Raw genomic sequence first — 12,406 nt, forward strand, 5'->3', positions numbered from 1 at the left:
GGGTTATTAAATATTGTGATATTGGCGATACCAATCAACAAAGTTTTTCACTCCATCGACCACCGAAGTCGCTGGTTTATAGTCAACATAGTTTTCTAGCGCAGAGCTATCGGCAAAGGTATCTGGTACATCACCTGGCTGCAGGGGAAGAAAATCTAAAATCGCTTCTTTACCTGCCGCTTTTTCAATGGCCTGAATATATTCAATCAGTTTTACTGTACGGTTATTGCCAATATTAAAGATTCTAAATGGGGCGTTACTTGTGGATGGATTTGGAGTATTGCTGTCCCAAGTCTCATCGGGTGTCGCAATCTTGTCGCTGGTACGAATAATCCCTTCAACTATATCGTCTATATAAGTGAAGTCTCGGGTGTGATTCCCATGATTAAACACAGGAATCGGTTTGCCTTCAAAAATGTTCTTGGTGAATTTGAACAGTGCCATATCTGGACGTGTCCACGGTCCATAGACAGTAAAGAAGCGTAATCCTGTGGTTGGCAATTTAAATAAATGACTATAACTATGTGCCATTAATTCATTGGCGCGTTTAGTTGCGGCATAAAATTGCAGTGGATGATCTACACCATGTTGTTCACTAAAAGGCATTGTGGTGTTCGCGCCATAGACACTACTTGTACTTGCATAAGTCAGGTGAGGTGTTTCTGCGTACCGACATGCTTCCAAAATATTGGTAAAAGCAATCAGGTTGCTCTCCACATAGCTATGTGGATTTTCAAGTGAATAACGTACACCTGCTTGTGCGGCCAAATGAATCACGCGGTCAAAATGATTCGCTTGGAAGCATTGGTCCACCACAGCTTTATTGGCAAGATTGTCACGAATCAGAGTGAAACAGCCCGTATTTTCGCGTTCAGAAAGTAATTGCAATTGCTGAGCACGTGCTTCTTTCAAGGATGGATCGTAATAATTATTGAAATTATCAAAACCGACCACATCATCACCGCGTTCGAGTAGTTTTTTTGCAACACTAAAGCCGATGAATCCAGCAGCACCTGTGACTAGAACTTTCATTCATCGCCTCCAAAAATATCTCGGGTATAAACTTTATTTTGTACATCTAACAATTCATTGGAAAGGCGATTGGCAATAATCACATCACAAGATTGTTTGAACTTATTTAGATCTTGAGTGACTTTAGACTTAAAGAAGGTGTCTTCATGAAAGGTCGGTTCATAGATAATGATTTCCAGACCTTTCGCTTTCAGTCGCTTCATCACGCCTTGAATGGCCGAGGCACGGAAATTATCTGAACCACTTTTCATCACTAGACGATAGATTCCCACCGTGCCTGGGTTTCTTGCTAGAATTGAATCCGCAATAAAATCTTTACGGGTACGATTCGCATCCACAATAGCTTTAATCAGATTGCTTGGCACGTTGTTGTAGTTTGCTAGTAATTGTTTGGTGTCTTTGGGCAGGCAATAGCCGCCGTAGCCAAAAGATGGATTGTTATAATGACTGCCAATACGTGGGTCAAGACAGACCCCGTCAATCACTTGTTTGGTGTCTAGACCGAAGCTTTGTGCATAAGTATCCAGCTCATTAAAAAATGCCACACGCATTGCCAAATAGGTGTTAGCGAACAGCTTAATCGCTTCAGCTTCGGTTGAATGAGTTAAAAGTACAGGAATATCCTGCTTTACTGCACCCTCTACTAATAAATTAGCAAACCGTTTTGCACGTTCCGATTGCTCTCCTACAATTATACGAGAAGGATAGAGGTTGTCGTGTAATGCTTTACCTTCGCGTAGAAATTCAGGAGAGAAAATAATATTTTGCGTTTGATATTTTTTTTTCACATGTTCAGTAAAACCCACAGGAACCGTTGATTTGACGATCATAGTCGCATTTGGGTTAATTGCTAATACATCCTGAATAACACTTTCTACACTTTGGGTATTAAAATAATTGGTTTGAGGATCATAGTCAGTTGGTGTAGCAATAATAATAAAGTCAGCATTTTGAAAAGCGAGTTGCTTGTCTACCGTTGCTGTGAAATTTAACTTTTTTTCTTTCAAAAAAAGTGAAATATCATGATCTTGAATAGGTGATACTTTGTTATTCAGTAAATCTACTTTAGTTTGTAGGATATCAAGTGCAATGGTTTCATGGTGTTGAGCAAATAGCATTGCATTTGACAACCCGACATATCCTGTTCCAGCAATTGCTATTTTCATAAGTACCTAACAGATTCGACATACATGATGGACTATTAATAGGATAACCAGAGGGAACCTAATTTAAAATCCCATTCTACGGGTGTAATGACCATTCGTCCTGCATTCGGAGTGAGTGTAATCTCACTAAAATACACATGATTTTGGGAAAGTAAGAAGTCTACACGGCTATAACCATACGCCAAACAGAGTTTTTCTGAAAGTTTAATAATATCCTCTAGTTGTTTTGGTGTAGCTAGAGTCGATGGTGAATTATCTTTAAGATCAACACGAAATGGTTGTAATGCCCATTGTGTATCATATATGTTGGAATAGTCATTGCCCTGATCATCTTGAACATCAATTTCCAAATATTCTGGGCGACCTTCAAAACAGTGTACACGACAAGTGGTAATGGTGAATTGACTAGCAGGATCTACATAGAGTTCAACATACTGTTCAACTAAAACTTTGGGGCAAATATCTTTGTAATGCCATTCGCGCTTTCTAAAATACATGTTCATTTTAAGATGATTTTTAATTTTAGTTGTAGCTTTTTCGATATTAAACGTACTCTTGTCGAGGCAAACCATGGCACTGCCACTATCATGTGTACATTTTAAAACAAATTGATTAGGTAGTTGGTTAAAATCAATTTCATCAATACACTTATAAATTCCAATTAATGGAACAAAATAGTTATCGCCTACTTTTGCTGAAATAAGCTTTCTTACAGCACATTTATCAGCTAATTTTGTGAATAAAGGGCTTCGCTCGAAAATCATTCGGGCAGTAACTTTTTCATTAAAGCTTTCTGGCGAGCAAAAATTAGGGGTATAGCCTAATTTGCAGATAAAGCGTTTGGTGAGGTAGGCTTTATCAGAAACAAATTTAGTTCTAATTATTTTTGCTTGATACTCAAAGTAATTATAAATCATCAGTCAAAAGATTAAATTTCGTCAAATTAGCCTGTAATTATAATAAAAATAGCTAAATTCGTCTAATAAAAATGTCGTAAATATTGATGATAAATGCTTCTAAAAGGTTTGATTTTGTTAGGGATTGTCAGAGTTTAAGCGAGGATTAATAAAGTTGCTCAATTGACTGAATTGCATGTTGCATGAATACTTTACTGATATGAAAATTTAAACAATTATAATATATTGATTTATATAAAATGATTACATGATTAAGATGTCTGCCATTACGAAATGAGACTGCCTGTGAACAGATCAGTGGTGTTATCATATGATCCCAGATTACACATGTTTAGCTGTATTTTCGGGCTTTCGGATCGTTTAAGAGTGAATTGATGAGTGAAATGATGCAACCGGTTGATGTGGTGATTGCTTGGGTGGATGGCAATGATCCAAAGTTAAAACAGAAGCGCATGCAATATCAGGGCAAAACCCAAGCTTCTGATGCCGTCAGCGATACCCGTTTTGCCAGCAACCATGAAATTTATTATAACGTTGCATCTATTTTAAAATATGTGCCATTTTGTCGACATATCTATATTGTGACAGATGGTCAGCAACCGCAATGGATTGATGACTTTGTTCAGGATGGGATTTGTGCGGCGGGTAAAATTAGGATTGTTGACCACCGTGAAATTTTTGCGGGTTATGAGCAATACTTACCGACTTTCAATACACGTTCGATTGAAACCATGCTCTGGAATATTCAGGGGGTATCCGATTACTTTTTGTACTTGAATGATGATTTCTTTTTTAACGCACCAACGCAATTAGAAGATATTCTTCTCAATGAGAAAATGGTGATTTACGGGCATTGGCAGAGCAGTTTTGTGCTCAAGGCCAAGCTTTGGTATCGTCATGTTTTAAATCAATATTTTTCCAAGCCGATACAACCTAAACATATGATTGCGCAAATGTTAGGTGCAGATATACTTGGATTTAAAAAGTTTTTTGAAATTCACCATTATCCGCATGCGGTTGACCGTAAAATATTACAAGACTATTTACTTGCTCATCCTAAGTTTTTAGAAAAACAGATTCAGTATAAGTTCCGCAGTGTCGAACAAATCAATCCGATTTCATTGATGAATCATTTGAAAATTCAAAAGGATGAGGCCTTGTTGAAGCCTGATCTTGAGATTGCCTATTTGAAAAATGAAAGCAGTTTAAGCAGCTTCTTGCAAAGCTTAGGTAATGAACAGATTAAATATGGGTGTATGCAAAGTCTGGATCAATTAAGTGATGTGGCGGCGGCAGAAATTTATGCAGCTTTAAATCAAAAATTGGCAGGCTATATCCCGAAAGTTTTATTGGCTGAAACGGCCAAAGGATAAATCATGAAAGTTGAAACTTATCTAATTAACCTTGATGGCAGTGATCAGCGTCTAGCCAGTGCGACTGCACAATTACAGCAACAGGGATGGCCATTTACCCGTTTTTCGGCCTATGATGGACGTGGCAAGGCCCTATCTGAGTTTAAACAATATGATGATGCTGAGGCTCAACGAATTCTTGGTCGTAGTTTGATCAACTCTGAATTAGGATGCTATTTAAGTCATTATGCTTGTGCGGAAAAGTTTCTGGAAACTGATGCCGACTATTTAGTGGTTTTAGAAGATGATATTCAGGTTTTACCCAACTTTAAACATAATCTTAAGTCACTCCTCACTTATTTAGATCAGCATAAAGAACTAGATTGGTATGTGGTGAATATGGCTGCGAAAAAGAAAAAACTCGCTAAAGATATTGTGCAGATGGATAATTATAGCCTTTGGCATGCTTATTATTTCCCTATCCGTGGGGTCGGCTTGCTTTGGTCTCGCAAAGGGGCTGAAGAGTTTGTGAAATTGGGTAAAAATATTCATGTACCTGTTGATATTTTTTTCCAAGGTTGGCTCAGCAAGAATGGTAAAGGTCTAGGCGTTTGGCAGCCTTTTGTTAAACCTGCAGGATTGGACAGCGATATTTTGGGTACTGTTGCAACTCAGGGGATTCAGCGTAAAGATTTGGAAAAACGTGATTCTTCTCATGCATTAAAGAAACAGAAAAGAATGTGGCGTGATCGTTTCTATGCGCTTAAACATCTGATTTCTTAATCAGAAATTTGTAGTTTTTGGTTCTAGTTTTTTATTTTGGGCAAAGTATGAAGATTTTTAAAAAATTATTTTATTTAGCAAAATTCCATTTAATGTATTCAAGACGAATTAGATATAAAAATAAAAAAATTGATAATTATGCGGGACTGCTTAAGTTTAACCCAGTTGATAAAGATATTGTTTTACCTAAGAAATTATGGATGTATTGGGAGAATGATATACCTGATTTCGTTAAAAAGTGTATTGTCAGGATGCGAGATTTAAACCCTGATTATCAAATTTTTGTGCTTAATCCTGAAAATGTTCACCAATATTCTCAAATTGACTTTAGTTTACTCAAAGACGCAACTGCTCAGCAGAAGGCTGATCTACTTAGATTTGATTTGATGTACGAACATGGTGGCATTTGGCTGGATGCTAGTATCATTTTATATGATAATTTGGATTGGATATCAGATCTTATGATTGATAAAAAAACAGAAAACTTTGCTTATTATAGACGTAAAAATACAACTAATTTGAATTTTCCAGTCTTAGAAAATTGGTTACTTGCTAGCGTTGGGAAAAATATATTCTTTAAAGAATGGTACGATGAACTCTATTTAGCCATTCAAAAAACACCTAAAAAATATATACAAAATATTAAGACAACAGTATCAAATACAAAAGATATCTTTCAACAGATTGGAAACTTAGAGTATTTAGTTGCATATGTTGCTTGTCAAAAAATTATGCGAAAGAATTTTCCGAGTATTACTTTAATTGACTGTGATGAAAATGCGTTCTATTATCAAGTTAAAAATAGATGGGTGAAAGAAAAAATTTTAATTAATATGGCAATTAACTACCCAGCAGATGAGTATCCAAAGCTTATTAAGCTTGCTGGTAAAGAGCGCAACTATTTGTGCCAATATTATAATAAAGGCATGTATTTTGAAGGCTCTTTAATTGATATTTAATCTATTGGTAGAATAGAGCTTGATATAAAATCTTTTAAATCTTTAAATTTAGGTTGCTTCTCAAAGTATTTTGCGGAAGCAATTGAACCCTCAATTGATATATGTCTACCATCTAAAGAATATGGAATTCTATTTGTTGTCAACTGATTTGATTGGAACAAATCTTGTTGGGTTAATAGGAGGGTGTTTGGGTATTTTTTGACTATGTGATCAATTATTTGTGTTGCGCGTTTCTGTGCTAATGCATTCGGATTATTCATATAATTTTTAAGGTTAAGATCTTGATTAAGCCATATTGCACGTTTAAATAATAGAGATATATTTTTATCAAATGCATAAGGTTCTGACATTACTATAACTTTTTTATGATGTTCCTGTGCAATACGAAGTAAAGAATCAAAACTATTTTGTTGATTCTGTTTTACAATATCAGACCAACGGCCAGCAAATATTAATACATCATATTTGTTTATGTTCTGAGATAAATATTCTCGATTAAGTAAGCATTGTTGATAAGCGAGAGATGACTTATTCCCTGTAAATTCTTTATCTAAACTTGGGTAGCACCAATTCGTGGTAATCGCTTGAATATTCAGATTAAGTTTACGACCAATATGATCCCAAAAAGGAGTGTTATGACCTGCGAACGAATCACCAAATAACAGTGCAGATTTTGAATTTTCTTGGTTTGAGGCTATTTTGCATTCAAATGCTTTTGTACTTACCTTAAGGATGTGGTTATCTTTTATATTATAAAAACACCAGCCATTTTCAACACTTGGCATTTGTATTTGATTAAAGTTAGCAAAATTATGATATTTTTCTCGATTTTCTAGGCCATTTTTTTCTATATTTTTATATATAGGATACATAACTAAAATTGTTGCTATAAAAATTAAATAAATATTTTTTTTGCTAATTCTTTGTAAAATTTTACTACTATTTTCTATGTGTTTATAACTTAACCAGCCTAGTATTGTTGATGAAAATATTCCAATAGTAAGGTTAATGAAATTAATTTCAATAAAAAGATAGTTAATTAAAAAAAATACTGGCCAATGCCATAGATAAATTGAGTAGGAAGCACTGCCAATATTTTGAATGATTTTTGAATTTGTAAATAGTGAATTTTTTTGATCTGCTATTAAGATTAACATTGTACCTATAACCGGTAGTAATGCATTGAAGCTAGGCCAAGATGTAGTAGGGTTAAATAGAATAAGGCCAAGAATGATTAATATAAAACCAATCCATTCACATGTTTTCTGTAGCGATTTTTTTAGAGCTTTTTGACTGAGATAATAATAGACTAATCCACCAGAAATGAGTTCCCATGCCCGACTTGTCAGTTTAAAAAATCCAAACATAGAATCTTTAGCTGTTATGAAAATGGAAAATAAAAGTGAAAGAGTAAAAAGTATAGTTAAAAAAATACCAATATATTTTAATTTTTTATCAAACTTAGTATAAATAAAAATTAATACTGGGAAAAAAAGATAAAATTGCCATTCAACTGAAAGAGACCAAGTATGAATTAAGGCTTTCTCATGAGTATCAGCGGCAAAATAATCCCCAGCTTGGCGATAATAAAGTTCATTTGATAAAAATGTCAAACTATACCGTGCGTCTTTAGCGAAGTTTTTGAAATCTTCTGGAATAAAAATGAACCAACCAAGAATGGTTAGAAATAAAATGAGAAACAGAAGTGCTGGAAATATGCGTATAATTCTGGCTAGGTAAAAATCTGTAAAAGAAAACTCATGTTTACTTATTTTTTCAATGATAATTTTTGTCATCAGATAACCTGAGATAACAAAAAAGATATCAACGCCCAGATAACCAGCTGAAAATCCTGGAATTTGAAAATGGAAAAGTACGACTAGAATTACAGCATAAGCTCTTAATCCATTAATATCTGTACGAAAATTATTGATGCTCATGGATTAAGATATTCAAAAAAAGCCAATTGTATTGTTAATTACAATGAAATTGAAAGTTTATATTGTATCTATTTTTTTAAAAGATTCGATCGCACTTGTAGGTGATAAATTATAAACTTGTACTTGCCTTTCATTGAAAAATTGCGCAGCCGCATCAAATGCTGGAAAAATTAAATGAAGATACTGGTCTAGCATTGTAGGTTGTTTGTTTTCTAGATTTTCATAAAATCGTGGTTGTGAAAAGTTATTCATATCTAGACCAGCAATATAAATTTCTTTGAAACCAATTGCATAGGCGACTTGTAGAGCTACATAAGGCACGGTTAAGTAATCAAAAACGGCATTGAAAATATTCGTTGAAAATCCAAATTCATCATACAAGTGAAAATAGGGCTTTTCTAAATCTAATTTCCGTTTTTTACCCATAAAAGGTTCAACAGTTTTATCTTGAAAAATAGTCTCGATAATTTTGATTTCACACTTAATTTGATTTAGATCGATTTTTTTTAAAATGATATCCAAACAACGAGGAGTTGTGAAAAAAATACAATCACTATCGAGAACTTTTGATATCAGATCGAAACGTTTAGTTGTAAAATTAAAATCAATAATCACGTAATATTTGAAATGAATGTGGTCTAGTGAAATAGCACCATTCACACCAATATAGTCGTAGTTAGTGTTTGTTAGAAAACTTTGATCTATATTTTTGACAGAAGGCCCAGTCGCAACCAATACACAGGTATTTTTTTGACTTTTAAAAGGTTTTGTATGATCAGCAATTAATTTTTTATTAAAAAATAATTGCTCTAAGTCACCTTCGCTATTGCGAATAGTCTTGTAGTATGGCCAATAGCGGCGATTATGTTTATATGCTTTGGAATGGAAAGACTTATAAAGGAATTTGAAAATATTTTGTGTAATACGATTGAAAATCTGTTGCATCGAGTTTACTCAGGTATAAGTTTGCCATCACAGCATGGGGGTTAGACTAAAATTGATCTCTTAATTATATGATATTTTATTATTAGCGGGATTGTGATAATACTGATCTGTAATGAATATTTTAACACTACCTCCTCATCGTATATTTTTTAAAGGAAGTAGTGTTATTCTAGCTGACAAGAGCATTAATCATCTAAAGAAAATTTCTTTTTTCCTTTAAATACAGACTTAAGCGATTGAACTGAACGATTAAACCAGTTCGCTGCTGTATCGGGGCGAGTTACTTTATTACCATGATAGTTGATCTGTGTTGCTTTTGAAAAATTACCGAAAGGGGTTATCGTGTAGTTCTCAGGGCGATATCCATTTTCAAGAGCTTCTTGGTAGTATTGATCAAATAATGCGACAAGGTCTTCACGCGGGTGCGGCATGATCTTCCCATCAAACCAATGCTTTTGCCCAGATGCTTCAAGGCGAGGTAAGGCATATTTATGACTAAACTGTGTTCCCATATCAGAGTAATGCAAAATTTTAATTTGCTCAATCGGGAGACTTTCACCATCAATATTGTTGTATGAATCTTGATAAGGTTGAACAAGTTCAGGCTTTTCTTTAATGAGCTGCATCAGTTTTTTATGCCCCTCAGGATCTGCTTGTAGTTCTTTTAATGTAGGTAAATGTTGTTTAGCTTTTTCACAGTCCCATACACAGGTGCATAAACGAGCAGTACTTTTTCCGCCTTTGGCAATAACGATTGCATCATTAGCAAGTGGGTGTAACCAAAGTTCAGCGATATCACAAAGTACCACTACGTCAGCATCCATATAAATAGCACGTCCTTGAAAATCACATGATTCAGGAATTGCCCATCGAAAACCTGAAAAAGGAGTAGCCCATTTTTCAGTATGCCAACCTTCACTAGCTTCTTGATTACTGTACCATGGACTTTTGGTATCATGGCTTAATTGCATCCAAAAAATTTCAATAGGATGTTGAGTGTGTTTTCGAATACTGTAATCTAAAACCATCATTTGTTCTAAGTCACAGTTGTTGGGATCACACCCAACGAATACTTTAATTACGTCATTGTTCATATCTGCAATCACTTCATCATATATAAATCAATGCAGTATGTAGAAGATAAAATCTTTAAGGAACTGCACGATAAAATTAAAACCAACATTGTAAGTCTATATTCTTTACATGACTAGCATTGAAATGTATTGGGCAATAAACTCCACTATGATTTTGATAGAATAGATAGTGCGTTCTAATTTATTGTTGTATTTACAAGATAGAATATGAATAATAGTTTCTTTCTGCCTTACTTTTAGTGGCTTATATTGTTGTATATGAAGATCAACCTATGAGAAATTATGTAATAAGTCTTTCAAATGAGTCTCAACGTAGAAAGCATATTCATACTGAATTTACTAAAGAGGGATTAGTATTTGAATTTTTTGATGCTATTACTCCCGTCACTTTATCTTCAACAGCACTTGATCTAGGCATAACGGTCGATAAAACTGATTTACATCCAAATGAAATTTCTTGCATATTAAGCCATGTCTGCTTATGGAAAAAAGCTGTTGATGAAAAATTAGATTATATTGCCATATTTGAAGATGATATTTATTTAGGTAATTCTGCTCAATTTTTTTTGAAAAACTCTCAATGGATTTCTGAGCAATGTGAAATAGTTAAATTAGAAACTTTATATCGTAAGGTATTTCTTTCTAGAAAAGATGAGCCTTTAACTCTTGAAAATAAACGTGAATTAGTAGTACTAAATGGTCCACATATGGGGGCTGGTGGATATATTTTGTCACGTCGCGCCGCAGAATCTCTAATAGATTTTACGGCTAGGCTATCAGAACTTATACCTATAGACCATATTATATTTAGGGCTTATCCAGAAGAATCCCATCAAAAAATATATCAGTTATCGCCAGCGCTTTGTATTCAAGATGTAATTTTAACTGACGGTGAGACAAATTTTCCTAGCTCATTAGAGGAAGTTCGAAATATTCGTAAAGGGGAGATTAAAGTTAAAAAGAAGTTGAGTTTAAGGGCCAAAGCTCAGCGTGAACTTGGGCGCCCATTTCTACAAATACTATCTTTTATTCAAATTGGAATATGGTTTTTTCAAGGGAAAAAAGTGACCAAAATTAAGTTTGAATAGTAATTTTATATCATTATTGAGTTTTTCTATAGAGTTCATCTGAGGCACTTACACCTCTAAACCGCTTATATCCCCACATATATTCAGCAGGAAAGCGGTTGATCATCCGTTCAACTGCTTTATTGAGTGCCGCAGTTGCGATCTGAATATCGCGATCGTATAACTCAGGATCATTCAGATCATCGCAATACACATCAAATCCTTCACCGTCCTCACGACGGAAACAGCTTAATCCCACCAGACGGCATTGCGTTTTTTGCGCCATTTTGCTTGCAAGTGTACTGGTTAAACAGGGAATTCCAAAAAAAGGAACGACAACCCCACCTGAAGGTTGAGGGACATGATCAGGTAAAATTACGCTAAAACCACCTTGTTTTAGATTCTTAAACAAGGCTTTTACACCATTTGCATCCGTTGGAACTAAGGTGGCATTTAACCGTTGGCGAGCATGCAAAGCAAATGCATTAAATCCTGAATCTTTCATGGGTTTGTACATAATGGTAGGTGTACCATACTGATTGACCCATGCATTCATCATTTCCCATGTACCCAAATGCGGAGTAATAATTAAAGCACCACGCGGATCACTTAAAGCATTTGTTAATACTTCTAAATTATGCACAGTACGAATTTGCTGAATGCTCCATCCAGGAGGCATTGCCCAACATTTCCCTGATTCAATATAACTCAGACATTGTTTGGTCACACTCTCTCGAGCAAGCTGTTCTTTTTGCTCTGAAGGAAGTGTTGGGTAGGCTAAACCAATATTAATTCTGGTTTTCCAAAGCATACTTTTATCAGGGTTTTGATTGATAAAGTAGGCAGCCACTTTTGCAATACTACGCAAAAATGTTAGAGGGAGAATACGAAGTAAAGTACTGTAAAATGACATCGCAATTAATCTTGCTTATCTGTATTGCCTTTGAGCACCATATAAATTAGTGCTACAAAAATCAATAACGCACCTACAAGACTACTGACGCAGAAATATAAAATACGTTGATTGGTGGTCATATTGAAAAGTTCATTTGCCAAGATGTAACGCATAAAAAACCATTGAGCAAGTGAAAACACAATAATCACAATTGTGTGTCGACGTACATCAGGACGCATTGCCATAAGACTGACCT

Annotated in this window: 12 protein-coding genes; 4 read left to right on the forward strand and 8 right to left on the reverse strand. The window is 34.7% G+C overall.

Features of this window, described 5'->3' with window-relative positions:
* Positions 1-6 precede the first annotated feature (6 nt).
* Genes AC0JIQ_RS02685 through AC0JIQ_RS02695 form a run of 3 tightly spaced genes read right to left on the reverse strand, consistent with a single transcriptional unit; the run spans position 7 to position 3,115 of the window.
* Positions 7-1,032, reverse strand: a complete 1,026-nt coding sequence (locus tag AC0JIQ_RS02685; protein WP_474202546.1) for an NAD-dependent epimerase — start codon at positions 1,030-1,032, stop codon at positions 7-9.
* Positions 1,029-2,198: a nucleotide sugar dehydrogenase gene (locus tag AC0JIQ_RS02690; protein ID WP_474202547.1), complete on the reverse strand. Its 1,170-nt coding sequence runs from the start codon at positions 2,196-2,198 to the stop codon at positions 1,029-1,031. Before AC0JIQ_RS02690 ends, AC0JIQ_RS02685 begins: the two co-directional genes overlap by 4 nt.
* Positions 2,199-2,233: 35 nt before the next feature.
* Positions 2,234-3,115 carry an ATP-grasp fold amidoligase family protein gene (locus tag AC0JIQ_RS02695; RefSeq protein WP_474202548.1) on the reverse strand — a complete coding sequence of 294 codons (882 nt, stop codon included), beginning with the start codon at positions 3,113-3,115 and terminating at the stop codon, positions 2,234-2,236.
* Between the two features lie 374 nt (positions 3,116-3,489).
* On the opposite strand from AC0JIQ_RS02695, the gene AC0JIQ_RS02700 reads away from it, so the two are divergent.
* Genes AC0JIQ_RS02700 through AC0JIQ_RS02710 form a run of 3 tightly spaced genes read left to right on the forward strand, consistent with a single transcriptional unit; the run spans position 3,490 to position 6,209 of the window.
* Entirely contained in the window at positions 3,490-4,488 is a 999-nt protein-coding gene (locus tag AC0JIQ_RS02700) for a Stealth CR1 domain-containing protein (protein WP_474202549.1), read from the forward strand.
* A 3-nt stretch (positions 4,489-4,491) separates the two neighbouring features.
* Positions 4,492-5,250, forward strand: a complete 759-nt coding sequence (locus tag AC0JIQ_RS02705; protein ID WP_474202550.1) for a glycosyltransferase family 25 protein — start codon at positions 4,492-4,494, stop codon at positions 5,248-5,250.
* Between the two features lie 47 nt (positions 5,251-5,297).
* Positions 5,298-6,209, forward strand: coding sequence for a capsular polysaccharide synthesis protein (locus AC0JIQ_RS02710; protein WP_474202551.1), 912 nt, complete (start codon positions 5,298-5,300; stop codon positions 6,207-6,209).
* On the opposite strand, the gene AC0JIQ_RS02715 is transcribed toward AC0JIQ_RS02710, so the two are convergent.
* From AC0JIQ_RS02715 to AC0JIQ_RS02725, 3 genes are all read right to left on the reverse strand, one after another.
* Positions 6,206-8,149 (reverse strand): acyltransferase family protein, encoded by a 1,944-nt coding sequence (locus AC0JIQ_RS02715; protein WP_474202552.1) that lies wholly within the window; start codon positions 8,147-8,149, stop codon positions 6,206-6,208. The genes AC0JIQ_RS02710 and AC0JIQ_RS02715 overlap by 4 nt on opposite strands.
* 57 nt (positions 8,150-8,206) lie before the next feature.
* Entirely contained in the window at positions 8,207-9,094 is an 888-nt protein-coding gene (locus AC0JIQ_RS02720; RefSeq protein WP_474202553.1) for a lipopolysaccharide biosynthesis protein, read from the reverse strand.
* Between the two features lie 185 nt (positions 9,095-9,279).
* Positions 9,280-10,188, reverse strand: coding sequence for a glycosyl transferase (locus AC0JIQ_RS02725; protein WP_474202554.1), 909 nt, complete (start codon positions 10,186-10,188; stop codon positions 9,280-9,282).
* Positions 10,189-10,460: 272 nt separating this feature from the next.
* On the opposite strand from AC0JIQ_RS02725, the gene AC0JIQ_RS02730 reads away from it, so the two are divergent.
* Complete coding sequence (locus tag AC0JIQ_RS02730; protein ID WP_474202555.1) at positions 10,461-11,276, forward strand: glycosyltransferase family 25 protein; 816 nt, start codon at positions 10,461-10,463, stop codon at positions 11,274-11,276.
* Between the two features lie 13 nt (positions 11,277-11,289).
* Here the strand turns inward: AC0JIQ_RS02730 and AC0JIQ_RS02735 are convergent, their stop codons facing one another.
* Complete coding sequence (locus AC0JIQ_RS02735) at positions 11,290-12,168, reverse strand: lysophospholipid acyltransferase family protein (RefSeq protein ID WP_474202556.1); 879 nt, start codon at positions 12,166-12,168, stop codon at positions 11,290-11,292.
* Positions 12,169-12,173: 5 nt separating this feature from the next.
* Positions 12,174-12,395: a hypothetical protein gene (locus AC0JIQ_RS02740; protein WP_004664817.1), complete on the reverse strand. Its 222-nt coding sequence runs from the start codon at positions 12,393-12,395 to the stop codon at positions 12,174-12,176.
* Positions 12,396-12,406 lie beyond the last annotated feature (11 nt).

The sequence above is a fragment of the Acinetobacter sp. FB genome, from assembly GCF_056033405.1.

Coding starts and splice junctions, on each gene's coding strand:
- AC0JIQ_RS02685 (WP_474202546.1), bottom strand. CDS start 1,032: ATGAAAGTTCTAGTCACAGGTGCTGCTGGATTCATCGGCTTTAGTGTT.
- AC0JIQ_RS02690 (WP_474202547.1), bottom strand. CDS start 2,198: ATGAAAATAGCAATTGCTGGAACAGGATATGTCGGGTTGTCAAATGCA.
- AC0JIQ_RS02695 (WP_474202548.1), bottom strand. CDS start 3,115: ATGATTTATAATTACTTTGAGTATCAAGCAAAAATAATTAGAACTAAA.
- AC0JIQ_RS02700 (WP_474202549.1), top strand. CDS start 3,490: ATGAGTGAAATGATGCAACCGGTTGATGTGGTGATTGCTTGGGTGGAT.
- AC0JIQ_RS02705 (WP_474202550.1), top strand. CDS start 4,492: ATGAAAGTTGAAACTTATCTAATTAACCTTGATGGCAGTGATCAGCGT.
- AC0JIQ_RS02710 (WP_474202551.1), top strand. CDS start 5,298: ATGAAGATTTTTAAAAAATTATTTTATTTAGCAAAATTCCATTTAATG.
- AC0JIQ_RS02715 (WP_474202552.1), bottom strand. CDS start 8,149: ATGAGCATCAATAATTTTCGTACAGATATTAATGGATTAAGAGCTTAT.
- AC0JIQ_RS02720 (WP_474202553.1), bottom strand. CDS start 9,094: ATGCAACAGATTTTCAATCGTATTACACAAAATATTTTCAAATTCCTT.
- AC0JIQ_RS02725 (WP_474202554.1), bottom strand. CDS start 10,188: ATGAACAATGACGTAATTAAAGTATTCGTTGGGTGTGATCCCAACAAC.
- AC0JIQ_RS02730 (WP_474202555.1), top strand. CDS start 10,461: ATGAGAAATTATGTAATAAGTCTTTCAAATGAGTCTCAACGTAGAAAG.
- AC0JIQ_RS02735 (WP_474202556.1), bottom strand. CDS start 12,168: ATGTCATTTTACAGTACTTTACTTCGTATTCTCCCTCTAACATTTTTG.
- AC0JIQ_RS02740 (WP_004664817.1), bottom strand. CDS start 12,395: ATGGCAATGCGTCCTGATGTACGTCGACACACAATTGTGATTATTGTG.